At 45.2% G+C, this 23447-nt stretch carries 21 protein-coding genes and 1 other annotated feature; of the genes, 5 read left to right on the top strand and 16 right to left on the bottom strand.

From position 1 onward, the window contains the following. Positions 1-93: 93 nt before the first annotated feature. Complete coding sequence (locus BLT53_RS02750) at positions 94-1362, top strand: DHH family phosphoesterase (protein WP_090232607.1); 1269 nt, start codon at positions 94-96, stop codon at positions 1360-1362. Between the two features lie 95 nt (positions 1363-1457). On the opposite strand, the gene BLT53_RS02745 is transcribed toward BLT53_RS02750, so the two are convergent. Together BLT53_RS02745 and BLT53_RS02740 are read right to left on the bottom strand one after the other, a co-directional pair. Further along, positions 1458-1751: a DUF5658 family protein gene (locus tag BLT53_RS02745; protein ID WP_139168362.1), complete on the bottom strand. Its 294-nt coding sequence runs from the start codon at positions 1749-1751 to the stop codon at positions 1458-1460. A 100-nt stretch (positions 1752-1851) separates the two neighbouring features. After that, positions 1852-2478, bottom strand: a complete 627-nt coding sequence (locus BLT53_RS02740) for a LysE family translocator (RefSeq protein ID WP_090232604.1) — start codon at positions 2476-2478, stop codon at positions 1852-1854. Between the two features lie 154 nt (positions 2479-2632). On the opposite strand from BLT53_RS02740, the gene BLT53_RS02735 reads away from it, so the two are divergent. Genes BLT53_RS02735 through BLT53_RS24905 form a run of 3 tightly spaced genes read left to right on the top strand, consistent with a single transcriptional unit; the run spans position 2633 to position 4168 of the window. Beyond that, positions 2633-2896, top strand: coding sequence for a hypothetical protein (locus tag BLT53_RS02735; protein ID WP_090232603.1), 264 nt, complete (start codon positions 2633-2635; stop codon positions 2894-2896). A 32-nt stretch (positions 2897-2928) separates the two neighbouring features. Beyond that, complete coding sequence (locus BLT53_RS02730; RefSeq protein ID WP_090232601.1) at positions 2929-3960, top strand: glycosyltransferase family 2 protein; 1032 nt, start codon at positions 2929-2931, stop codon at positions 3958-3960. 52 nt (positions 3961-4012) lie between these two features. Beyond that, complete coding sequence (locus BLT53_RS24905; RefSeq protein ID WP_170834203.1) at positions 4013-4168, top strand: hypothetical protein; 156 nt, start codon at positions 4013-4015, stop codon at positions 4166-4168. A 38-nt stretch (positions 4169-4206) separates the two neighbouring features. On the opposite strand, the gene BLT53_RS02725 is transcribed toward BLT53_RS24905, so the two are convergent. From BLT53_RS02725 to BLT53_RS02705, 5 genes are read right to left on the bottom strand one after another with little or no spacing between them, the layout of a single operon-like run. Next, positions 4207-5112 carry a DUF2705 family protein gene (locus BLT53_RS02725; protein WP_090236658.1) on the bottom strand — a complete coding sequence of 302 codons (906 nt, stop codon included), beginning with the start codon at positions 5110-5112 and terminating at the stop codon, positions 4207-4209. Positions 5113-5140: 28 nt separating this feature from the next. Next, the gene (locus BLT53_RS02720; protein ID WP_090232598.1) at positions 5141-6067 is read right to left on the bottom strand and encodes an ABC transporter ATP-binding protein; all 927 of its coding nucleotides are present in this window, start codon (positions 6065-6067) and stop codon (positions 5141-5143) included. After that, the gene (locus BLT53_RS02715; protein ID WP_090232596.1) at positions 6064-6771 is read right to left on the bottom strand and encodes an ABC transporter ATP-binding protein; all 708 of its coding nucleotides are present in this window, start codon (positions 6769-6771) and stop codon (positions 6064-6066) included. Before BLT53_RS02715 ends, BLT53_RS02720 begins: the two co-directional genes overlap by 4 nt. Further along, positions 6764-7150, bottom strand: coding sequence for a GntR family transcriptional regulator (locus BLT53_RS02710; RefSeq protein ID WP_090232595.1), 387 nt, complete (start codon positions 7148-7150; stop codon positions 6764-6766). Before BLT53_RS02710 ends, BLT53_RS02715 begins: the two co-directional genes overlap by 8 nt. A gap of 3 nt (positions 7151-7153) precedes the next feature. Further along, a complete protein-coding gene (locus tag BLT53_RS02705) occupies positions 7154-7912 on the bottom strand; it encodes a hypothetical protein (RefSeq protein ID WP_090232593.1) in 759 nt (252 codons plus the stop codon). 153 nt (positions 7913-8065) lie between these two features. Between BLT53_RS02705 and BLT53_RS02700 the strand changes: the two genes are divergently transcribed. Then, on the top strand, positions 8066-9256 hold the full coding sequence (locus BLT53_RS02700; RefSeq protein ID WP_244520338.1) for an AGE family epimerase/isomerase: 1191 nt from the start codon (positions 8066-8068) through the stop codon (positions 9254-9256). Positions 9257-9300: 44 nt separating this feature from the next. On the opposite strand, the gene BLT53_RS02695 is transcribed toward BLT53_RS02700, so the two are convergent. From BLT53_RS02695 to BLT53_RS02655, 9 genes are all read right to left on the bottom strand, one after another. After that, entirely contained in the window at positions 9301-11103 is a 1803-nt protein-coding gene (locus BLT53_RS02695) for an IucA/IucC family protein (protein ID WP_090232590.1), read from the bottom strand. Then, complete coding sequence (locus tag BLT53_RS02690) at positions 11090-12466, bottom strand: lysine N(6)-hydroxylase/L-ornithine N(5)-oxygenase family protein (protein WP_090232588.1); 1377 nt, start codon at positions 12464-12466, stop codon at positions 11090-11092. Before BLT53_RS02690 ends, BLT53_RS02695 begins: the two co-directional genes overlap by 14 nt. Further along, entirely contained in the window at positions 12435-13028 is a 594-nt protein-coding gene (locus BLT53_RS02685; RefSeq protein ID WP_090232587.1) for a GNAT family N-acetyltransferase, read from the bottom strand. Before BLT53_RS02685 ends, BLT53_RS02690 begins: the two co-directional genes overlap by 32 nt. Next, positions 13018-14781, bottom strand: coding sequence for an IucA/IucC family protein (locus tag BLT53_RS02680; protein WP_090232585.1), 1764 nt, complete (start codon positions 14779-14781; stop codon positions 13018-13020). The genes BLT53_RS02685 and BLT53_RS02680 overlap by 11 nt, the downstream gene beginning before the upstream one ends. Further along, the gene (locus tag BLT53_RS02675; protein ID WP_090232584.1) at positions 14775-16286 is read right to left on the bottom strand and encodes a pyridoxal phosphate-dependent decarboxylase family protein; all 1512 of its coding nucleotides are present in this window, start codon (positions 16284-16286) and stop codon (positions 14775-14777) included. The genes BLT53_RS02680 and BLT53_RS02675 overlap by 7 nt, the downstream gene beginning before the upstream one ends. A 7-nt stretch (positions 16287-16293) precedes the next feature. Continuing rightward, on the bottom strand, positions 16294-17646 hold the full coding sequence (locus BLT53_RS02670) for an aspartate aminotransferase family protein (protein ID WP_090232582.1): 1353 nt from the start codon (positions 17644-17646) through the stop codon (positions 16294-16296). Between the two features lie 309 nt (positions 17647-17955). Further along, positions 17956-19875: a threonine--tRNA ligase gene (thrS, locus tag BLT53_RS02665; RefSeq protein ID WP_090232581.1), complete on the bottom strand. Its 1920-nt coding sequence runs from the start codon at positions 19873-19875 to the stop codon at positions 17956-17958. Positions 19876-20200: 325 nt separating this feature from the next. After that, positions 20201-20425, bottom strand: a binding site (T-box leader). A gap of 71 nt (positions 20426-20496) precedes the next feature. Further along, the gene (gene rpiA / locus BLT53_RS02660) at positions 20497-21165 is read right to left on the bottom strand and encodes a ribose-5-phosphate isomerase RpiA (RefSeq protein ID WP_090232579.1); all 669 of its coding nucleotides are present in this window, start codon (positions 21163-21165) and stop codon (positions 20497-20499) included. Between the two features lie 96 nt (positions 21166-21261). Then, complete coding sequence (locus BLT53_RS02655) at positions 21262-23424, bottom strand: type IA DNA topoisomerase (RefSeq protein ID WP_090232578.1); 2163 nt, start codon at positions 23422-23424, stop codon at positions 21262-21264. Between the last annotated feature and the right edge of the window lie 23 nt (positions 23425-23447).

Below are 23447 nucleotides of genomic sequence, written 5' to 3'. Positions count from 1 at the left end.
TTCGGCTATCTTCTGAAAATTCCTTTTTGGGTTGAAAGAAAGGCCCCGTGCCTATACTATTGAATAGGAAAATAGAAAGGAGGCGTTTGTGAAATGAAACTTTTTTCACATAATGACCTGGATGGAAAATCCTGCGGCATTGTTGCAATGCTTGCACTCGGAGAGGAAAACGTAGAGACTTTCTACTGTTCACACGAAAACATCAATCGTCGTGTGGCCGATTATATACAACTGGAACAACACAAGAATACTCCTGTTTACATAACGGATATCGCAGTAAATGACGAGGTAGCCCGCCAGCTGGAAGAAGAATTTGAAGATGGACGGGAAATCCAGCTGATCGACCACCATGTTACGGCCGACCACTTTAACGGCTATGAGTGGGGCTTTGTTGAAGCAAAAAAGGATGACGGTAAGCTTACCTCAGCCACTTCCCTTCTTTATGAACATTTTATTGAAAAGGGACTTCTGAAAGACGTCGGGGCGTTAAAAGAATTTGTTGAACTCGTCAGACAGTATGACACCTGGGAATGGTTTGAAAATGAAAACGAGGATGCCAAGCGTCTGAACGACTTGTTTTTCCTTCTTCCTCAAGGACAGTTCGAAAAGAATATGATTGAGCGTTTGAAAACAGAAGAACACTTCCGTTTTTCACAAACCGAAGAAACCATTCTTCAGCTTGAGGAGGACAGCAGGAAAGCGTATATCAAGAAAAAGCAGAGGCAAATGGCAGAAACATGGGATTCAGTTTACGAAACCGGGAGCGAGCCTTACCGAATTGGCATCGTTCATGCAGAAAGCCATCACTCGGAGCTGGGGAATGAATTGAATCGTGAAAATCCTCATCTGGATCTAATCGTGATCTTGAACATCGGGGGCAAAAGAGCAGGATTCCGTACCATTTATGACCATGTGGATGTATCCAAATATGCAGCGCAATTTGGAGGAGGCGGACATCCTAAAGCTTCAGGATGCACACTTTCTCCGGAAGGATTTCAGCGATTTGTTCTCCCTGCTTTTGAAATCCCGCCAAGACGGCCCGACGCCCATGACAATGAACAAAATGTTAAAGAAAATGAAAAAGGAATCATTTTCATTAATCATAAAAAAGAGACGACGATCGTTTTCAAGGACAGCGATCAACATTGGAAACTTATTCACCATCATCAACCGGCTTCAGAAACTTTTTCTGATTTTCAATCGGCCGAAAACTACGTGAAACGGCAATACAGTTCATGGCTTTTGAATGACGACAAAGCAGTCGAATATATAAGCAACCGGCTTCATACACCATTTGAAGAGACATCGGCAAACTACAGTGAAATGCTGGATCGTTTCCGTTCCCATCTCAACAAAGCATAAAAATATACGCGCACCGGCAATTGTGAACTGCCCCCCTAATTTTAGGCACACTCTAAAATTAAGCGGCAGTTCACAGCTGGTGCGCTGTTTTGTTGCTATGAAAGAAAAACCAGTATATAAATGTGCCATCCCATTAAAAGCAGATAGGCACTGAAAGCAAGATACACAAAGATGCTGTACTTGCCGCGCAGCGGCAGAAAAGACAAAAGAATGACAAGGATCGAGAATAAAAGTTTTACTCCCAAAAAAGCCAATGGGTGAAAATGATAGAGAAGCCTCATAATCGGGTTTAACTCGTTTCCTCCCCGTTCGAGCAGCCTGAACGTTAAAAACGCATCCGCAACATTAAACACGGCAAGCAAATAGCAGATCCACTTATACAATTTCATCGGCTGCACCACTCCTCCCACTGCACCAAAGCACCTCATCAGCATTTCTTTCATTTTCTCAGATGCTTCATACTTTCACAAATGGTTTATTGGTAACGTATTACCTCCATAGAAACTTAAATGCCTCATATCCAAAATAAAGACCAAAACCAATTAATGATATACCTGATAGCCGGGAGATCATGGTCAGCAGTGTATCGGCAAGAAACCGGCGAAAGCTGCTGGCAACCAGCGCCATCGCAAAGTCCCATAGTAAAATGCCGCCAAAAATAGCTGAACTATACAGAATGAGCTGCTTTGTTTGAGAAACGGCAGCGGTTTCCGCCAGGACAGATCCATATATCCCCAACCAAAACAGGATGGTAAGCGGATTGGTCAATGACATAAAAAAACCGGACAAAAAGCATTTTCTCATTTTTTCCTGTTCCGTTTTTTTTGAAAGCACCATTACTGCCGAACTTCTGAAACTCTCAATCCCGGTATAGATCAGAACAAAACACCCAAACAACCATAGAAAGGCTTTAATCATCGGCGCTTCCAAAAAATGAACCAGCCCCATATAAACCAATGCCATATAAATGGCATCTGCGGTGGTAGCACCCAGTCCTACCATCCAAGCGTGCCAAAACCCGCTGCGGATGCCCTTATCCATTTGAGCAGCGTTAATCGGTCCGATTGGTGCAGCCAATGATAGTCCCAAGAGCATATATTTTATCAAAATTCCCACTTCAGCCCTCCACCTGTTTTTTTTGAATTAGTACAAGTCTATTCAAGCCAAGAAGGTTGTACGACCTTTTTTGAAGAGGAAATCGGGAAAGAACGAATAACAAATTTCTCCAAAACGCATGTTAATAATAAAGAAGAAAAGGAGCCAAGTGTAAATGGAGGATCAACACCTGTACACCCGTGCGTTAGAAAGTGTGGAAAATGCGAGAAAAGCCATCGAAGAAGCACAGGGAAGCAACAATCCCTCAGAATTCCAGCAGGCCAAACAACTTCTCGAACAAGCCCATGGAAGGGTGCAGCAAATGCGTGAAACGGATGGATTATCAAAAGAACAGGCCCAAATGCTGTTTCATGCCCGTGAACACCTTCGCCATCTTCAAGAAACCACGAACGCCATTGAAGCTACCCGTTATGAATAACCCCGCCGCTTGGAGGAAGGAAGAAATGACACATGCAGAAAAATAAACCCCCGGTCCTTGCCATCGTCGTTCCATGCTACAACGAAGAAGAAGTGCTTATGATTACCGCACGGGAACTAACAGCCGTCCTTTTGGGTATGATATCGGAATCGCTGGTCTCCATGGAAAGCACCATCCTATTCGTGGATGATGGCAGCCAGGACCAAACATGGGAGCTCATCTCCACCATGCATAAAACCAACCGGCATGTCAGCGGGGTCAAGCTGGCAAAGAATGCAGGCCATCAAAACGCACTGCTTGCGGGAATGGATCAGGCCAAAAATTTTTCGGATTGTATTATTTCCATTGATGCCGACCTGCAGGATGATGTGGAGGTCATCCGCCAATTTATCCTGAAGTTCCGCGAAGGCTATGATGTCGTTTACGGGATCCGGAGCCAGCGCAAAAGTGATACAATGTTCAAACGACAGACGGCACAAGTTTTCTATAAGCTGATGGGTAAATTGGGCGTTGAACTCATCTACAACCATGCGGATTTCCGTCTCCTCAGTACGCGAGCCCTCAAGGAACTTGAACGCTACGATGAAAGGAATTTTTTTCTGAGGGGCATTGTTCCTCTTATCGGCTTTCCTTCTGCCCAAGTCTATTATGATCGAAAAGAAAGGGCAGCAGGAGAATCGAAGTATCCTATCGGTAAAATGCTTGCTTTTGCATTTGATGGCATAACATCCTTCAGTGTCAAGCCGATCCGTTTTCTTACCACTTGCGGCTTTTTGTTTTTTTTCATCAGTGCCGCTGCGGGACTCTTCGCCCTTTTTCAAAAAATGAACGGATACACGGTTCCCGGATGGACATCCATTGTCCTCTCCCTCTGGCTGATCGGCGGGCTGCAGCTGATGGCAATCGGGCTCATTGGTGAATACGTGGGAAAAGTATTTAAAGAAGTGAAGAAAAGGCCGCGTTATTGTATTGAAAGCGGCCTCCACCGCACAGCACTTCAACAGAAAAGAACATCAGAAACCCCGCTGCGGACCAGACTGAGATCAAGCAGAAAGCTCTCTTAACCGGTGTAGGCTTTGAAGGTAGAGGGTATCACGAAGAAAAGGAGGTTATTTCATGGGAGATAAAAAGGAAGAAAACATTCTTAAACATCCGGAAACAGAGAATGTCAGTGAGGAATCAGGACTTAATGAGGTTCTTGAAATGATAAATGCCAAGGGTAATGCCCGTAAAATAGAAGATGCCGTAAAAGACGAGGAAGATGAAGAATGAAAAAAAGGAAGCTGGCAATCTGCCAGCTTCCCTTTTCTTTATGCAGCAACATCTCTTTTTTTGAATACCAACCAGGAAAGCGCTACAAACAGGACAAAATAGACCGCAAGCACTGCCAAGGAAAAATTCAGGGTCATTCCTTTTATAAAAGGTGTTCCATCAAAATATTGCTTTAAATCCACGTTGGCAAACAGGACATATTTCACCCAATCATACTTGGACAACAGCTGGACCGCTACGGTGCCTGACATTGATAAAAAGATGGAAAAACCAATAGCCAGCGAGCTGTTGCGGAAGATGGTGGACATCATGAAAGCAAAGGTTGCCATCATTAACAACAGAATGCTCGCAAATCCATATTCTTTCCACATATGCCCTATCATGTTTTCCTCAATCACTTTTCCGTCCGCATAACTCAAATGAGTCTCAGGGCCTAGTTCAAACCCAAAAAGGATGCCTCCCCATAACCAGGAAAATACAAACGTAATTACAATGAGAAGAAGAGCATAAAGCAAGGTTGAAACATATTTGGATGCTAGGATCGTGCTTCTGCTGACCGGCCGGATTAAGAGAAGCTTAATGGTTCCCCATGAAAATTCACTGGCAACCATACCACCCGCCACAATGATCGTAAAAATCAAAATAAACTGGATGGCATCAGGACTCTCCCCGATAAACGACCACTGGCTTTTGGCATCCATAGGCTTTATATCATGGGTCACCCTATATTCGTTGATTGCGATATTCCTCTCATAATGGCTTTTCATCATCGGCTCTTTTTTAATCTCTTTTTGCATGGAAGCATTCTCTGCCTTCAGCTCCTGCTTCCAATTATCACTCACAGGTTTTGTTTTGTCTGTTTTGGTGAGGATCCCGGTGAGTCCAATGAAACCAATCAGAAGAACGATCATGATGAGATTTCCCATCCGTCTGTATATTTTCATATTTTCATTTCGGATCAAGCCAATAAAATTAGACAATTTCTTTTCCTCCCGTTACTTCCAGGAATTTATCTTCAAGTGTTTTTGTTTCAGTTGAGATTCCGTAAACTTTTACCCCTTCCACAACGAGAGTTGCGGTTACTTCAGGAATCAGCTCCCGTTCCATCTCAGCTTCGATGAACCCATTGCCGAGTGTCATCCGTTCAGCCTTGATATGATGACTGACGGCATGCCGTGCAGCCGCCACCTCATCCACGAGAAAACGAACCTTTCTTTCTGTCCCGCTCTCGACAAACTCTTTTGTGCTTTGTACACCAATCAGCTTTCCGTTCTGAATAATGGCAATCCGGTCACACATCAGTTCCATTTCAGAGAGCAGATGGCTCGAAACGATTACTGCGATACCCTCTTTTTCAGCCAGCTGCCGAAGATAATATCGTATTTCCCGGATACCGGCCGGATCCAGGCCGTTTGTCGGTTCATCCAGAATAAGGACCGATGGAGAATGCAGCAGAGCCTGAGCAAGTCCGAGTCTCTGCCTCATTCCAAGGGAGTAGGTTTTTACTTTTTCATGTATTCTATTGGTTAAGCCAACGAGTTCAATCACTTCTGCGATTCTCCCCTTACTTACTCCTTTAACCATGCGACTGTAATGAATGAGGTTCTGATAGCCTGTCAGAAATTTGTACATTTCCGGGTTTTCAACAATTGCACCAACTTCTGAAACGGCTTGTTTGTACTGACTTTCAATATTTTTTCCTTTGATCAGGATCTGTCCGCTGCTTAACGACATCAATCCTACCATCATCCGTATTGTCGTTGTTTTTCCTGCACCGTTTGGCCCTAGGAGCCCAAACACCTCCCCACCATATATATCAAACGTCAAACCATGGATAATGTCTTTTTTGCCAATTCTCTTTTTTACATCCTTAAGCTCTACCAATGGTTTTTGGCTCATTTGTCTATCCCTCCATCCTGATATACCTGCTTCATCCATTCAACGATCGAAACATTTTGTTCCATTCTCAGTTCTTCCACATCTTCCATTTTTAATAGAACTCCATCTTTAATGAGGACAACCGTGTCGAGAATGGGTTCGATTTCTTTGATTTCATGTGTCGTAATAATTAGGGTCTGCTTTTCAAAATCAATAAAGGAAAGCAGGCCTTTTACAATCGCATCCCGTACGATGGGATCCAGGCCGGACAGGGGTTCATCCATTAAAATAACCGGAACCTCGCGTGCCAGCGTCACTGCTATTTTCAAACGGCCACGGTTGCCTTTTGATAAATCTTTCACTTTTTTCCTGCGGTCGAGCTTCATGTAGTCAAGAATTTCTTCTGCTTTTCTTTGGTTAAAATCACTGTAAAGAGACGCATAATAGCTGACGGTTTCCCCAACGGTGTAGAAGGTATAATAGGCATCCAGTTCCGATAAATATGAAACTTTGCTGCTGATCCTCCGTGTTGCCACTTCCCCGTCTACCGTTACACTTCCTTTGGTTGGGGAGATTATCCCTGAAATGAGTTTAAGAGCGGTGGATTTCCCGCTTCCGTTTTCTCCCACAAGACCAATGATTTTTCCGGCAGGCAAAGAAAGTGAAAAATCATTCAACGCTGCCTGACTTCTGTACTTTTTCGTCACATGGTTAAATTCAATCATTCGTTTCACCCCGCTCTTCATCGGAAATGTATTCCTTCAAACCTGAAATCATCTCATCTGATGTAAAACCCATTTCCTTCATATCCTCGAAAAATGAAGAGATTTGCTCTTTCTTTAAACGCTGCCGAAGCTGACTAAGCACGGATTGATCTTCTGTCACAAACGTCCCCTGCCCTCTTTTGGATTCCACACTGCCCATCCTTTCCAATTCACTGTACGTCCTCTGAACAGTATTGGGGTTTACCCCCGACTGAATCGCCATCTCCCGTACTGAAGGTAATTTTTGCCCGTTTTCCAGTTCCTTTCTGAGGATCTGCCGATTGATCCGGTCTGCTAACTGTAAATATATAGGTTTTGACGCATTAAAATCCTCAGCCATTTGCTACACCTCAACTTTACGTTCAATCAACCAGCTCGCTATGAATAGGAGTAAGAGTGCCAGGAGAAAATGATAGAAATAATAACCGATATATACATGCCTGAAGGCTACATAAGCGACATCACTGAAATTGAGATCAACCTTTCCCCAGATGAACAAAGCATGAAACAATCCTGTACCCTCCCATTTGGACATCAGCCATGGAAGGAAGAAGAAAAGGCAGATACCGATGACATTGCCACTCACCTTTCCAAGGGATTTGGATACAACAAGGTAGATGGCCCATAGAAACGTTAAACCGATGCCGATATAGAGCGCAATCAGCAAGATGTGAATATCGATTAAAATGCCTGTGGAAATCACATCTCGCCAAGTGAGTTCCGGGTCCAGTTCAAATAGGTTAACAACCATGGTCCCCGAAAGCAGTGTGATTGCACTTATAATGAAAAGCGAAAAAGCCAGCGCTCCCCATCCGTTCAAAAGTTTCGCAAGCAAAAGCTTATAAGCCGGCAGCGGAGTCTGCAGCCAAAGATGAAGCGTCCGTTGTTCGCGAATTAAACTTACACACATATAACCTGCCATATAAAGGACATGCATCATCAGGGCAAACGCACAAAACGCAAGAAAGGTCTCTGGATTGCCCATTCTCCAGGATGCATACACCCCGATTCCAAGATACAAGAAAAGAGCAATCAGAGCCCCAATAGCTCCTCCTCTTCCCAAACGATACTCCTTCGCCAATTGACCCCACCAAGGATTCATTCAGCAGACCTCCATTCAAAATTGTTCCAATGAACTAGTGTACTAGTGATATAATACACCGGTACAACGGAAAATGTCAAACCCAATATTGTTTGTTTTTTTTCATTTCAGGGAAAAACGACTCTTGAAACGAAAGAACGGGAGGGAATGTGCTTGACGGACATATACACGGAAAAAGGCTGGGATAAAGAATGGCTGACCGGACAGGTGATGAGCATTCTGAACTTTTATTACCCAAACTGCATGGATCGCAAAAACGGCGGTTATTTACATACATTTAAAGAAGATGGAAGCGTTTTGAAAGAAGAAAATAAGCATCTGGTAGGCACTTCCCGGTTTATTTATCTTTTCAGCACGGGAGCTTTACTTGGAGGGCCGGCCTGGTGCAAAGAAGCAGCAGCAAAAGGCCTGGACTTTCTCTGTGGCCATCATCTAGACAAAAAACATGGTGGCTTTTATTTGGAATTAATAGGACAGATTCCGACAAACAAGGAAAAGTATATGTATGGCCATGCCTTTGCTTTTCTCGCTGCCATCATGGCCCAAAAAGCCGGCATTGACGATGCCAAGCATTTGGCCAGCAGCATATTCAACGAGATTGAAAGGCATTTCTGGGACCGGGATTACGGACTGTATAAAGATCATTACTCGGAAAATTGGGGAGCATTATCCCCTTACCGGGGACAAAATGCCAATATGCACATGTGCGAAGCATTAATCGCTGCCTATGAAACAACCAGACAGCAAAAGTTCCTCGACAGAGCCGTTCTTCTTGCACGCAATGTCACACTAGGACTCGCAGCACAATCCGGGGGCATGATCTGGGAACATTTTGATAAGGACTGGCGAATTGATTGGAGCTATAACAAAGGAAATACGAAAGATGAAATGAGACCGTATGGTTTTATCCCTGGCCATTCCATTGAGTGGAGCAAACTCCTTCTGCTCTTGGAACGGCATCTACCCCAAGATTGGATGCTTCCAAGAGCGCTTGAGCTTTACCGGGAGGGGATGAACAGAGGATGGGATAAACAGTTTGGAGGATTCTTTTACTCTCTTGATCCAAACAAACAGCCAATTGACCATGACAAAAATTATTGGGTCGTTGCTGAGGCCTTGGCTTCCTCTGCTCTGTTTGCCCGCCGCACCGGACAAGCGGAATTTAAAGAATGGTATGGAAGCGTGCTGGACTATGCCTCCAAGAATTTTATCGATCATGAACATGGCGGATGGTACAAGCTTCTGAACCGGGAGAACCAGAAATACAGTAATACGAAATCTAGAGCTCCCAAAACAGATTACCACCCTGCCGCCGCCTTCTATGAAATCCTTAAAACACTATAATAAAATAGCCGGTGATCCATTCGATGATCACCGGCTTTTATGAGTTATGAGGGAATTTTTTCCCTTGCAAACAGGTGCAATGCATTGCTGACTTTTCCGAATTCCGAGGCATGTGGCCTGTCCTCTCCATCTCCATACCCGTACTCCACCATTCTGTTCCGGTTGAGGCAGAGTTTTGTAAGTTTAGGCTGGAAAAAATCAAACAGTGCAAACCGTTCTTGCAGATGTGGAAATCTATTCTGATAAACGTAAATTTCCTCGGCAAGAAGCCGCCAGAATGAGGTTTCCTTCAGAAGGTCGTTCTTTACAAGCAGATCCGCCAAATAACGAAGATGGCAGATAAACAACCCTGTGAATATAAATTGAGTCAGCCCTTCAGGGGGCTCGCTGCGCAATACCGCTTTCAGCTCCGGCCCAAGAGACTCCAACTCTGCAAATGGTTGGTCGCTGATGTTGACATCGTCGACAAAATCTTTAATCGCAAGGCGGTGCGGCTTGTAATTCTTCAGCACAAGGATCGTGTTCTGGCCATGCGGAGAAAAAACGGTGCCATACTGATACAGGTAATGAAGCAACGGCGGCATAACCACATGAAACATTTGCCTGATCCATTCCTCCGGAGACAATCCTGATTTCTCCATAAGGCTTTGCACATATGGCTTACCTGAAGCATCAGCGTGCGCCAGTGCCGCAAGCGTAATCGGACGCTCCCCCTCCTCTGTATACTTATGAATGCTTTCCCTCCATATCACACCAAGCATTTCAAGATATTGATATGGGGCTCCCTTTAACTCTGAAAAATGAATTTGATCCACATTGATGCTGGCATTCTCCCCGGGAAGAATTACCCGGCACTCTTCCTTTAAAAATCGGTCTTTATCCGCTATGCCTTTGATAAACTCAGTAATCCTGGGGGCAATCACCGTTCGTTCAGCGGGTAATCCACGATACACGAGCGTGTTCAGAATGCTCATCGGAAGCTTCACATGATGTTTTGTTTTTTGTGAGGTGTTAACAAACGTACGGATGGATTGCTGCGGGAGGTATCGATCTGGTCCATTTCCTAAAGGAACGATAATCTTTGCAGCCAGTTCCTGTGCAAAATTCTGGATGATCACGTTTTTCCATTGCCATTCATGTACAGGCATATAGAAGTACTGCCTGTGGTCACAGCCCTCTTCCTCCATACGCCCATGAAAGGAATGGAGTGTCTCTTGATCAAGCTCAGACTTCAATAGAGATTCATAAACTGTGTCTGAAACCGATTGGAAGGAAGCTCTCTCCTTTTTAACAGCGATCCAGGATAGCTGTACATCCTCCTGGTTTTCCGGCGCATACTTCAAATAATCATCATATCCGAAGCCGATTCTGCCCTTATTGTATGTAATCCATGGGTGCCCTTTCATTTCTCCTTCAAGCTCTTCATACCCCAGTTCAGCTAGCTCATCGGCACTTTTTGTATGGTTAACCATAAGGTTCACATCAGCAAGCAGTGTGGCGTTCAATTCTTTGATCAAGTGTCCTGCTGTTTCTGCCGACATCCCGATGGATTGCTGAATATCCAGGATAAACTGCACGGCACTGTCTGCCCGCTCCCAGGTGTCATTGCTGTATTTCTCGATTGTTTCCCAGTCTACGGAATAGCTGTTAAACAAACGGGCCTCTGCTTGAAACCGGTATTGAATCCACTCGCCGATCTTTAATAAATAGGTGTTTCCTTCGACCTGTTCAGGATAAATCATATCCTCATACATATATTCGGCGATCATCTTGGCGAGCAGCCTTTGGTTGGCGTCAACCCAGTTCTCGCGATTCAGATTTTGCTTTAACTCTTCAAGAAAAAACATGCGTGCGTCCCCCTCTGCTGTTTTGATCTTTTGCTTCGGCTTTTTGCATGGTTTCACCCATAAACTGTTGAAATATATTTTTCTTATCAATCGGGTACAACGGCTTTTCTGCAATGGCATTCAATATCACTGCATTGCGGTAAGCACCCAGTCCGAGATCAGGTGCCCCCACTCCGTGTGTGTGCATTTCTCCGTTTTGAATAAAAATCTCGTTCTTTGTATGCAAGTGGCTTTTCAGACGGTAATCCCGTTCAATCTGGAATCTTCCCTGATCGTCAAATTCAATATAATCTTCCAGACCACTAAGAAAGGATGGGACTGCCGGTTTATAGCCCGTAGCCATAATGACCACGTCCGATTCCTTTTGGAAGGCTTCTTCCGTCACCCATTGCTGGCAGTGAAGCACATGAGTGGAATCCGACAGATCGATTCCCTTGACCTCCACCATGGATTGGAGATGAAAAGAGGTTTCCTTTCCGGCTGCTGATTTTTCGTAAAGCAAATCATAGATTTCACCTATGGTTTCTGCGCTGATGCCTTTATACAGCAAATCCTGCTGAGTTAGGAGCGCATCCCGTTTCTCCTGAGGAAGAGCATGAAAAAAATCAATGTAATCTGGTGAAAAATATTCAAGCCCCAGCTTCGAGTATTCCATGGGAAAGAATCCCTTTGAACGGGTCAGCCAGTTAAGCTGACACGCCTCATCATCCATGCTGCGGGCAATATCAAGAAAAATTTCGGCCGCACTCTGTCCGGATCCCACCACTGTGATGGAACGGGCGCTAAGAATTTCATGTTTTCTTTTCAAATAGTGTGATGAATGAAAGACTGATCTGCCTGAAATCAATTCCGCATGTGGCGGCAGATAGGGTTTCGTCCCGATTCCCATGACCAGGTTGCGTGCGAGTACGGATGTCACTTGATCCGTTTTTTCGTCCCGTACATAGACCTTATAGAGAAAACCGTCCTCCGATCTAAATGGCAGTACTTCCTCGACCTTCATGCCGAATCGGCAGGAAGATAGCTTACTGGCTGCCCACTGGCAGTAATGATTGTACTCATTTCTCGGAATATGAAACTTTTCCAAAAAATAAAAGTGATATAAGCGACCCTGCTCGTGCAGATATGAAAGAAAGCTGAATGGATTCGCCGGGTCGGCCATACTGACCAGATCTGCCAGAAACGGCACCTGAAGGGTGGTCCCTTCGATCAGCATTCCTTCATGCCAGTTGAATTCACTTTTTTGTTCAAAAAACAGGCAATCAAGCCCTGTTCCTTCAGCCAATGCTGCCATTCCTAAATTAAACGGGCCGATTCCAATTCCAACCGCATCATAGATGTGCCTTTGCTCTTTCCTTGTCAAGGTAACTCCACCTCCTGTGAAATTCGTCTCTTGTGCAAAACATTAACAGCGCGGTTTTATCCGGCAGCTCGATCGGTTGGATTGCGCGAAAACCGCATTTTTCAAAAACATGTATCATTTTCTTATTCCGAATATCCGGTTCCGCAATGACTTTTTCGGTGTCCTGCTCCTGGAACTGATGCCTTACCATCGCCTTCAGCAGAGGCAATGAATACCCCTTGCCCAAATCCTCCTTCTCTCCTATTAATAGATGAATGCCCTGATCAAAAGGGGCGGATGGATACGCGTTTTCCACCACATCCCCTTTTATCCAGTACGCTTCCCAATAGCTCATCGGCTTGTCGTTTATGCATCCGATATACAGAGTTTGGTGCGAATCTGAAAGGGCTTTTTCCAAATGCTTATAATAAGTTTCTCTTGGTCCGTCGAGCTTCCAAAAAGGAATCACATGCTCTTCGTTCATCCACTTATGCAGAAGCTCGGCGTCTTTTTCAAAATTCACGCGCCGAAAGGAAATCCGGTTTTTGAGCGCATCGTCAAACGTTTCAAATTCATACACCATGTGTGACCCCTGCCTTTTGCGCAATTGGATTGATTACATTTACATATACCGATTGCTCCTCCAGTGATCCGACGAGCTCATCTTTGTCATGAAGTCTTGTCAACAGGTTGGCTTTGCACGGCAGGACCGGTTCATTCAGCAGGCTTTTCACCAGCCGGCCGGCTCCGTTTCCTTTGTGGCGAGCGAGAGATTTTCGCAGAACATTAAGCAAGGCTGTTTCATCTGCAAGTCCTGCTGTTCCGAATCCGTTGATCAATCCCAAGAGATGATTAAAAATGAGATAGTATTGAAATCTCTCCTCTGCCGTGGCATCAGAGCAGATGGTTTCACTTTTGCGGTTTAAATCCGGCAGAAGCTGCTTCAGTCTGTGGGCCTTGGATTCCGCATAATAGTAACCCTGATTGTCTCTGTAGTAAAACGCAGCTGGATATCCGTCGTCTGAAAGCTGGACGATGGAATTTTGCTGATGGGCCTCTAACGCTAATCCGTATTGCTTATACAGCCACAGCATCGGTTCCAGAGAAAGATCTAAGTAGGATTCAAACCAATCGGCGCTGACATCCTCTGTCGTTCGGTTTTCTTTTTGTGCAATCGATTGAATGATCGAGAACAACCGGTTTTTCCCGCCGTACGGATGATCCTGGCATAATCCCGCGATGAGGCTGGCATTTCGTTCATTTTCATAAAAAGGATTTTCCCGGATGACAACTTCAAACCCTGTTTCCTCTTCTCCTGTCCGAACAGAAAGATAGGCTGGATCTTCAACGATCAGAAAACCGGGATAACGATTTTCAAGCTTAGTACCCAGTTCCGTATGCAGCAGGCGGGAAATTTCGACGCCCCGTTCAAGCTCTTTCGGTTTATTGGCTCTTAGCGAATTGGTAATCTTTACAGGCACTGAGAACTTAAACATGTATTTGGAATTACTGCGGTACACCGTCCTCAGTGAGGATGTGGGTGTAAACGGACTTCCCGTACAGCCGACATCAACAATCTTGCCTTGCTCAATCAGGTTGCGGACGGCTGGCTGTACAACCAACTCTCTCGCCTGAAGCGGATGAGCTGGCACGAGATGGAAGTCCTCATCCATGCAATGCTCCACTACAAATTCGTGGGGCACGGCAGGATCATCCAGAAGCATGCGCCTTATAATTTCCACCGCAGAATGGCTCAACGTGGAATCTTGAAGAACGAGAGAACGATGGATCTTAAAGTAATGCAGCGGAAATTCCCCCTTAAATTCTGGTGAGTAGATCTTTTCCTCCCCGGGAAGCATCCCTTGTTTGCTTTTGGGAGTCGGATGAAGCAGATGGCCCAGAAGAAGGGATTGCTCCGCTTCAATAAATGTAAACTCCTCTTTCGTTAACTTTGCTGCATCTTCAAATCTCTGTTGGATCGTCTCCTTCATGTTCTTGCAGCTCAGTATGATGCGAAGAACAAGCTCGTCTTCCGCATCTTCTCTGCCTTGCTTCAGCAAGAGCTCCTTTGAAAGCAGTGAAACCAGACTGAGGTAATCAGCCGGTACTGGTTTCCCTCCTCCTCTGCTTTGATACATGATGGGAAAGGAAAACAGGTGCCTTCCTGTAGGAGACCAATACTTTACTGGAATCAAGACCTCAATGTCTTGGCTCTCCAGGGTGCTGATCCAGATCATGCCCGCTTTCTTTTCATTCGAATCCCCTGTCTCACGCAAGTAACAGTTCAGAAAGCTTTGAATGGTTGCCTGCTCTGCAAGCTGCTTGCTGTTCACGATGTTTTTCCTTCCCTTCTATAGATGGTTTCGCCCAATTCAGCAATATCGGTGATCAATTTCTTCATGTCTTCCATAGTTACTCGTGGATTAAGCAATGTAAATTTAAGATAGAGCTCTCCCTCATGCATGGTTTTCGCCAACAAGGCTCTTCCGCCATGAAGAAGCTCATTATGAATCTGTTTGTTTATTACATCAAAGTTGTTTTTAAGAAACGAAGGTTCATAGCGAAAAACAACTGCATTAATTTCTGGTTCGGCATTTAAAACCGAAAAGAATCTGCTTTCCTTCATAAGCTGTGCTGTTTTCCTTGCGATTTCAATGGTATGGTCGATCATCTCGCCAAAACGATCCAATCCCACCACCCGGAGGGACATAAACAGTTTTAAGGCATCAAATCTTCTGGTCGTCTGTACCGACTTATTGACAAGGTGGAGCAATCCTTCCTCCTCATCCTGTTCAGGATTCAAATAATCGGCATGGTAGCTGATGTATTTAAAATGCTTCCGTTCCTTTACCAAGAAAGCACCGCAGCTGATCGGCTGAAAAAAGAGTTTATGAAAATCGGCGGTTATCGAATCGGCTTGTTGTATTCCCCGAAGCCGGTGATGGTCATTATGGCTTAGCATGAGAGCTCCTCCGTAGGCTGCATCCACATGAAACCATAAACCGTTTTCCTTTGCTGCTTCTGCCATCCGAGAGAGAGGATCAATACTTCCAAAATCGGTGGTCCCGCACGTCCCGACCAGTGCAAAAGGCAGCAGACTTTCAGCTTTCAAGATTAGAAGTTTCTCTTTCAGATCTGTTAAAGACATTCGTTGATGGGGGTCTGTGCTCACCAGTATCACTGCGTCTTCACCAAGACCCAGCTGTGAAGCGGATTTTTTCACCGTAAAATGAGCGGCTTCCGAGCATAGGATTCGTAACCGGCGAGCTTCAGGGGGTAATCCCTTCTTCTGTACATTCCAGTTCCATCGCTTTTCGCAATATGCATCCCTTGCGAGCAGAAGGCCCATATAGTTCGATTGTGTTCCTCCGCTGGTAAACGTTCCATCCGCGTTTTCCCCCAATTCAAGGCGGTTGCAAAGCCAGTCAATCAACTCTTGTTCAAGATAGGTGGCACTTGAGCTTTGATCCCATGAATCCAGAGATTGGTTGCCCGCACTGATCACCACTTCAGCCGCAAGGGCAGGAACGAGCGGGGGACAGTGAAGATGCCCGATGCATGCTTTATGATTCACCTGGATGCTGTGAAGAAGCAATGTCCCTACATCCTCCAATACCGTTTCAAGCGGCTGGCCTTTTTCTGTAGCCAGTTTCATCTCTTGTACCGCACGTTGAATCATCTGTGGCGTTTCTCCGGAAAACGGCCCTCTCGCTTGAGCCGAAACATCCGCAACTACCTTCTTTGTCTGATCGATTGCTTGAAGGTAGGCATCCTGGCCGCTCAATCCTTCCTTGATAAACAAGTCATCAAATTTCGTTTTTATATTAACCACTGTAGTCATATGTTAATTACTCTCCATTGACAGCTTCCTGTATGGCCTGTTCAAATATCCAGGCTACATCCAGGACTTGCTCTTCTGTAATGATAAGCGGCGGCAGAAAACGAACCACACTGCCATGGCGTCCGCCGACTTCAAGGATCAGCCCGCGATTGAAGCATTCACGCTGGATCGCACTGGCGAGCGATGGAGCAGCAGGATGGCTTCCGTTTTTCCCTTTCTTGCCTTCCGGATTGACGATTTCCGCACCAATCATCAATCCTCTCCCTCTCACATCGCCGATTTGCGGATAAGATAACTGAATTTGCTCAAGCTTTTCACTAAGAAGCTCTCCCATCCTTTTCGCATGCCCGGACAAGTCTTGCTCTTTAATGAAGTTAAGGGTGGCTGTGCCTGCTGCCATCGCCATTTGGTTCCCTCTAAACGTCCCAATGTGAGCTCCCGGTGACCATTGGTCGAGTGCTTTATCATAAACCACAACGGATAGTGGCAAACTCCCTCCGATGGCTTTTGACAGAACGAGTACATCCGGTACAATTCCGGCATGTTCAAAAGCAAAGAATTCCCCTGTTCTTCCGATTCCTGTCTGCACTTCATCAATAATGAGAGGTATACCCCGTTCTTTGGTGATTCTTCTCATCTCCTGCAGCCATTCAATAGGTGCCGGAATGCTGCCGCCCTCCCCCTGAACGACTTCAAGGATCATGGCTGCTGGTGCAAGGATTCCGCTTTCCGGATCATCGAGCAGATTTTCGATGTATTGCGAGCTGATGCGATGTGACTCTTCTCCGCCAATACCGAACGGATCCCGGTAAGTGTATGGATATGGCAAAAAGTGAACATTCGGCATAAGGCCTCTTACTTTCTCCTTTGGCCCAAGGTTGCCACTGAGTGCCATTGTGCCATGCGTGGATCCGTGATACCCCCCTTGGAAGGATAGAATGCTTTGCCGTCCTGTTGCAGTTTTTGTTAATTTAATGGCTGCCTCAATGGCATCTCCACCTGTCGGCCCGCAAAATTGGATCTTAGCTTTTGGGGCAAATTCCTTCGGAAGGCTGTCAAACAGCTCGGTCACAAACTCTTCCTTGACCGGGGTGGTAAGGTCAAGCGTATGAAGAGGGCGCTTGTCCTTGATCACTTGTTGTATAGCCTCGATTATCACAGGGTGGTTATGTCCTAGCGCCAGAGTTCCCGCGCCTGCCAAACAGTCATAATAGATTTTTCCGTTCACGTCTTTTACAAAAATACCCTCTGCTTCTTCGATCGCAATAGGAATTCTGCGCGGATATGAACGGGCATTGGATTCTCTGTGCGCCTGCTGTTTTAGAAGAAACTCATTCTTTGTTAATTGTTGTGTAGCCATCTATCTCAAACTCCTTTAATTGATAATGATTTTCATTAACATTTACATCCTCTACTCTAAATGAAAACCATTCTCATCGTCAATCATACTTGAGAACCATTATCACTTAAGTTCCACTTGCAAACCATACGGTTATCTGGTTGCCAAGTATGCCTAAATTCATTACATGCCATGGATTTTAGCCCTTGTTGAGGGCAATAGTTCTGAAACACCTTTCTCCACTTATCGAAGGAGAAGTAATAGCACTTTTGTACTAAAAAATAGAAAAAGAGAGATTTCTCATTTGCATGAGAAATTCTCTCTTACACGTTATTTTTTATTCTCAATTTCCACCTTGAGTTTATTTAGAAAATCATCCGGTTTCATAAACCGAGACGCCTTTTCGCTGTACCTTCTTACGCTGACTACTTGGTTTTTGACTTCTTCATCACCGATTACGAGAGTATACGGAGTTTTCAGCATTTGCGCCTCACGAATTTTATAGCCCAGTTTCTCCTCTCTGAGATCCGCTTCTGCTCTGATTCCTGCATCTTTTAATTGTTGCAGGAGCTCCTTTGCATGATCCGAATGCGCATCAAGCGATATGGGAATAATTTTCACCTGCACCGGAGAAAGCCAAACCGGAAAGGCTCCAGCATAATGTTCAATCAGAATACCCAAAAAGCGGTCAATGGAACCAAGAACCGCACGGTGAATGACTACCGGACGTCGCTTTTCATTATGCTCATCCACATAATGAAGGTCGAACTTTTCCGGCATTTGAAAATCCAGCTGGACCGTTGCACATTGATGGCTTCTGTTTATGGCATCTCGGATATGAAAATCAATTTTCGGACCGTAAAACGCGCCGTCTCCTTCATTGATCCGGTAAGAGAAACCTGCCTTTTGCAATACAGTTGCCAGAGCGCTTTCAGCTTGATCCCAGAGCCTTTCATTTCCCATAAAATCCTCAGGCCGTGTGGAAAGCTCGATTTCGAAAGAAAAGCCAAATGTGCTGTAGACCTCATTGACAACTCGCATAACAGATGCCAGTTCCTCTTCAATTTGCTCAGGTGTTACAAAAATATGAGCGTCATCCTGGCAAAACGTTCTGACTCTCAAGAGTCCGTTCAACGCACCGCTGTATTCATGGCGATGCACCTGTCCAAACTCTGCCAACCTCAACGGAAGTTCCCGGTAGGAGCGCCGCTTACTTTTGTAAATCAGCATATGGCCAGGGCAGTTCATGGGTTTTAGTGCATAACTTAATTTATCCACGTTCGTAAAATACATATTATCCTTGTAATGCCCCCAGTGGCCCGATTTCTCCCACATCCTCTGGTTCATCATCAGCGGAGTCCTGACCTCTTCAAACCCGCCAATGTCCTGGAATTTCTGTAAAAATCCAGTGAGTTCCTTTCGGATCACCTGTCCTTTCGGCAAGAAAAACGGCATTCCTGGAGCTTCGTCGGAAAACATAAACAACTCCAGTTCTTTACCAAGCTTCCGGTGATTTCGTTTGGCAGATTCCTTCAAGAACTGCAGATGCTCTTCCAGTTCCTTTTTAGAAGAAAACGCAACGCCATAAATCCGCTGCAGCATCCGGTTATCGGAATCTCCCCTCCAGTAGGCACCAGAAACCGAAGTTAATTTGAATGCCTTAATCCAGCCTGTTGAAGGAAGGTGAGGCCCCCGGCAAAGGTCCTGAAATTCACCTTGTTTATAAAAAGTGATCACCTCTCCTTCAGGAATATCACGAAGCAATTCAAGCTTGAGTTCATCCTGCTTATCCTGCCAGTAGCGGGCGGCTTCGTCTCTTGTTGCCGATAATCGCTCAATCCGTAAATTTTCGGCAATGATTTTCTTCATTTCAGATTCTATGGCGGAAAGGTCTTCTTTAGAGATGGAAACTGGTAGATCAAAATCATAATAAAATCCATTTTCAATGGCAGGGCCGACCCCAAACTTCACCTCACCGTAAATCCGTTGAACCGCCTGTGCAAGAACGTGGGCTGCGCTATGCCTTAAAACCTCTTCGCCTTCAGGAGATTGCAGACTAATAATTTCAATGTCCGCATCTTCTTCAAGAGATGTGCTGAGATCTGCAAGCCGTCCATTTACCTTGCCGGCAACTGCTTTTTTGCTTAATACCCGGCTGATGGAAGCCGCAATTTCTTGAACCGATATTCCTTGTGGATAGCTGTGCCGGGAACCATCGGGGAACTGAAGGCTGATTTCATTTTCTTTCATTTTTCATCTCTCCATTCTGTTTTTAAATAACAAAAAGCACACCCATCCCAAATCTAGGGACGAGCGTGCTTTTACCCGTGGTTCCACCCTGGTTCCCGCCATTACCGGTCAATGGCGGCTCCATTTGCTTTAACGCAGCATTTGCGGAATAAGCTAGTCAATCCAGTTCACCCATTCAGCTCCCAGGCGGTAATCGATGCCCCTTTGTCAGGAAGTTCTCAGCTCTCCTTCCTTCTCTGTATGACCGGTTGGCAGTAGATATTGTCCTGTTCTACACTATTTCGATTTAGGAGATGAGAAATATAAAAAACGCACTCATCCCAAACAAAGGGACGAGTGCGTTTTACCCGTGGTTCCACCCAGATTCCCATCAAACATCATGGCTATTTGATGGCTCCTTAGCTTTAACGCAGCGTCTGCGGTATAGGCTACTGTGTTCACCCATACAGCTCTAGGATGGTAAGCCGTTCCGCTGCGTTGGGAAGTTCTCAGCACCCTTCCTCTCTGTGCAACCGTACAGAATGGCTCATGTTCCTTTCAATGCTTTTTTAACCGTTCGGTTTTATTAAAATAGAATATACAGCATATTCCAAAATGATACAAGAATTTTTTTAAGTGTCCTTATTTTTTTTCAATGATTTCCGGACCGTTAGTCCCACCGACCACGATAAGATCGGCACCATTCAAAAACAGGCCGTGCTCTACTACACCCGTCAGACTGTCAAGCCATGTTGCCAGCTGCCCGGGTTCGCGAATCTCCTCCAAATGAAGATCAATAATATAATGGCCGCTGTCAGTCACATAAGGGGCGTTTTCTTTGTTCCGGATCACCGGCGAAAGACTCTGTTTTTCAAAATATCGAAATAAACGCTGTGCACCAAACGGTATCACTTCCACAGGAAGAGGAAATTTCCCCAATGTTTGCACCTTCTTGGCGGGGTCCACCACCCAAATTACTTTGGCGGAGGCATTAGCAACCACTTTTTCAAACAAAAGCGCCCCTCCTCCTCCTTTAATGCCATTCAGCTCGGGATCTACTTCATCCGCACCATCAATGGTTAAGTCGATCTTATCCACGTCATCAATCGAGACAAGCGGTATACCAAGAGATTGAGCCAGCTTGGTTGTAGAAGCTGACGTTGATACACCCTTTATCCGAAGACCGTTTTTCACAGCCTCTCCTACCTTTTGTATTGTATAAAACACGGTGGAGCCTGTGCCAAGTCCGACCGTCATCCCGTCTTCGATGTAATCGGCTGCTTTTTCGCCTGCAAGTTGTTTTTGATTCATGGCCCTGTCTCCTTTTGGGTTTGGTTTCGTCTGCCCTTCTGACTTTAGGATATCATAACCGGTAAAAGCCAGACCTAAAAGTGAACACGCTTCGACTTACATTTTAAACTCAATTTTTCCTGTCTCTTTATTCAGGGCAAGAGCAGCTGCAAATGGTTTACCCTGCTTGCTTTTAAACCCTTTGAGCTTGGTGGTTTCACCCTTTTCCAAAAGCCTTTTCACCTGTGCAGGTGACAGTTTCTTTTTGGCGATTCTGCCCGAAATCGTGAATTTGCATCCTTCCTTATAGCCGCTGCAGCCGTAAAAATCACTGCGTTTAATGGCAATATGGACAATATCTTTCCCGCAAAACGGACACATTCCGAGAGGCTCATTTGCCGCTTTCGCCGTCTTGGACACGGGCAAATGTTCCACTTTCCAGCTCCCGGACGCCGCAATAGCATCCTTGATCACTTTCTCTGTCATCCTTTTGGTCATATCCATAAATTGCTTAGCATCCGCTCTGCCTTTTCCAATTTCATGCAGGCGCTGCTCCCAGAGTGCTGTTGTTTCCGCCGAGGTTAAAATGGAATCCTCACCGATGGCAATAATTAATGCTTTTGCTTTTTCAGTCGCAAACACTTGATTTTTCTGAACACGAATATAGTCAAGTTCTTCAATTTTTTTGATGATACTGCTTCTCGTGGCTTCCGTTCCAAGCCCCTGGACCTGGTTTAGTACCTTGCTTAGCTCTTCATCTTCGATCATCTTTCCTGCTGTTTTCATTAGGGTCACCAGGCTTCCCAAAGTATATCGCTTGGGGGCCTGCGTCTTTCCTTCCCGGATGCCTACCTGTTCCACTGTACCAGTTTCCCCTGATTGGACATCAGGTAATACAGCATTTTCTTCATTGTCTTCTTTTTTAGTGTTTTTTTCAAACAGGACCTTGCGCCAGCCCTCTTGTATAATTACTTTTCCCTTGGATATAAACTCATCGCGGTTATTGACTTTCGTTACAATCGTAGTAGTATCCATAACGGCTTTATCATAATGGGCAGCGATTATGCTTCTTACAATCAGGTCATAGATATTCCGCTCATCCCTGCTTAGTTTTTCAGGGTTTGCCACATTTTCCGTGGGAATGATGGCATAGTGGTCAGAAACCTTTGCTGCATTCACAAAACGCGGATTTCCCATCAGCGAACGTTTGGGGGCGGGCAATAAATGTTTATAATTTTCATGCTGGCCAAGCTTTTGCAATATCGCTGGCAGTGTTTTTGCCTCTTCCTCCGTAATATAGGAGCTGTCTGACCGCGGATAGCTGACCATCTTTTTTAAGTACAGCTCACTTGTAATATTCAGCGTTTTTTCAGGCGAGTATTTGTAGATTTGATTAGCTTTTGCCTGCAGAGCAGAAAGGTTATACAGCATAGGCGGAGGATATTCTTTTCGTTCCTTTCTAACATCGGCAACCGCACAGCGCTGATCCTTGGTTCGTTCGGCGATCGCCTCTGCCTCCTCTTTTGTTTTGAGACGGCTGTTTTCTTTTTCCTGCCATTTTCCGCTATACTGATTCCCGTTCACATCAAATTCCCCAATGACTTCAAAGAATGACTCTGGTTTAAAATTTTCAATTTCAGCTTCTCGTTTCACCACCAAAGCAACAGTGGGTGTCATAACTCTTCCGGTTGGGAAAGTTTCCCTTATTCCTTTTTTTTGCATAAGCAGTGTATACGCTCTTGTAGTGTTTAATCCCACGAGCCAGTCCGCACATGCCCTGGAATACGCCTCAAAAAAGACAGGCAGCGTTTCCTGCCCGCTTTTTAAATGACGGAATCCCTCGAGGACCGCTTTCTTGGTCAAGGAGGAAATCCATAGACGCATCACCGGTTTTTTGCAGTTCATGTTCATCAGAAGCGACTTATAAATGAGCTCCCCTTCCCGCCCTGCATCCGTCGCTCCAATAATCCCGGTAACCTTTGAATCAAATGCCAGCTTTTTAATGATTTGAAACTGATCCCATTTGGATGGAGATACTTTGTAACGGAACCGCTCCGGCATCATCGGCAATGTATCAAGCTTCCACTTTTCCCATTCCGGTTTATACTCCTTGGGCGGCACCAGCTCCAAAAGATGTCCCACACACCAGGTTAAATAAGCTCCGTCAGGAAAGGGATCTTGAGGAGGAATCTCATAAAAGCCTTTTTGTTTTTTCACTTTAGAAAAAGGCCCTGCAAGTGCCTGGGCCTGTGATGGTTTTTCCGCAATAATTAACTTCATGTTTCACTCCTAGAAAACGAAAA

The organism is Fictibacillus solisalsi, assembly GCF_900103485.1.
GTDB classification, from domain to species: domain Bacteria; phylum Bacillota; class Bacilli; order Bacillales; family Fictibacillaceae; genus Fictibacillus_C; species Fictibacillus_C solisalsi.
This window is presented reverse-complemented; position numbering and strand designations above follow the sequence as displayed.

Excerpts from the sequence above, each read along its gene's own strand:
- BLT53_RS02750 (WP_090232607.1), top strand. The coding sequence starts at position 94 with ATGAAACTTTTTTCACATAATGACCTGGATGGAAAATCCTGCGGCATT.
- BLT53_RS02745 (WP_139168362.1), bottom strand. The coding sequence starts at position 1,751 with ATGAAATTGTATAAGTGGATCTGCTATTTGCTTGCCGTGTTTAATGTT.
- BLT53_RS02735 (WP_090232603.1), top strand. The coding sequence starts at position 2,633 with ATGGAGGATCAACACCTGTACACCCGTGCGTTAGAAAGTGTGGAAAAT.
- BLT53_RS02730 (WP_090232601.1), top strand. The coding sequence starts at position 2,929 with ATGCAGAAAAATAAACCCCCGGTCCTTGCCATCGTCGTTCCATGCTAC.
- BLT53_RS24905 (WP_170834203.1), top strand. The coding sequence starts at position 4,013 with ATGGGAGATAAAAAGGAAGAAAACATTCTTAAACATCCGGAAACAGAG.
- BLT53_RS02725 (WP_090236658.1), bottom strand. The coding sequence starts at position 5,112 with ATGAAAATATACAGACGGATGGGAAATCTCATCATGATCGTTCTTCTG.
- BLT53_RS02720 (WP_090232598.1), bottom strand. The coding sequence starts at position 6,067 with ATGAGCCAAAAACCATTGGTAGAGCTTAAGGATGTAAAAAAGAGAATT.
- BLT53_RS02715 (WP_090232596.1), bottom strand. The coding sequence starts at position 6,771 with ATGATTGAATTTAACCATGTGACGAAAAAGTACAGAAGTCAGGCAGCG.
- BLT53_RS02710 (WP_090232595.1), bottom strand. The coding sequence starts at position 7,150 with ATGGCTGAGGATTTTAATGCGTCAAAACCTATATATTTACAGTTAGCA.
- BLT53_RS02705 (WP_090232593.1), bottom strand. The coding sequence starts at position 7,912 with ATGAATCCTTGGTGGGGTCAATTGGCGAAGGAGTATCGTTTGGGAAGA.
- BLT53_RS02695 (WP_090232590.1), bottom strand. The coding sequence starts at position 11,103 with ATGTTTTTTCTTGAAGAGTTAAAGCAAAATCTGAATCGCGAGAACTGG.
- BLT53_RS02685 (WP_090232587.1), bottom strand. The coding sequence starts at position 13,028 with ATGGTGTATGAATTTGAAACGTTTGACGATGCGCTCAAAAACCGGATT.
- BLT53_RS02675 (WP_090232584.1), bottom strand. The coding sequence starts at position 16,286 with ATGACTACAGTGGTTAATATAAAAACGAAATTTGATGACTTGTTTATC.
- BLT53_RS02670 (WP_090232582.1), bottom strand. The coding sequence starts at position 17,646 with ATGGCTACACAACAATTAACAAAGAATGAGTTTCTTCTAAAACAGCAG.
- thrS (WP_090232581.1), bottom strand. The coding sequence starts at position 19,875 with ATGAAAGAAAATGAAATCAGCCTTCAGTTCCCCGATGGTTCCCGGCAC.
- rpiA (WP_090232579.1), bottom strand. The coding sequence starts at position 21,165 with ATGAATCAAAAACAACTTGCAGGCGAAAAAGCAGCCGATTACATCGAA.
- BLT53_RS02655 (WP_090232578.1), bottom strand. The coding sequence starts at position 23,424 with ATGAAGTTAATTATTGCGGAAAAACCATCACAGGCCCAGGCACTTGCA.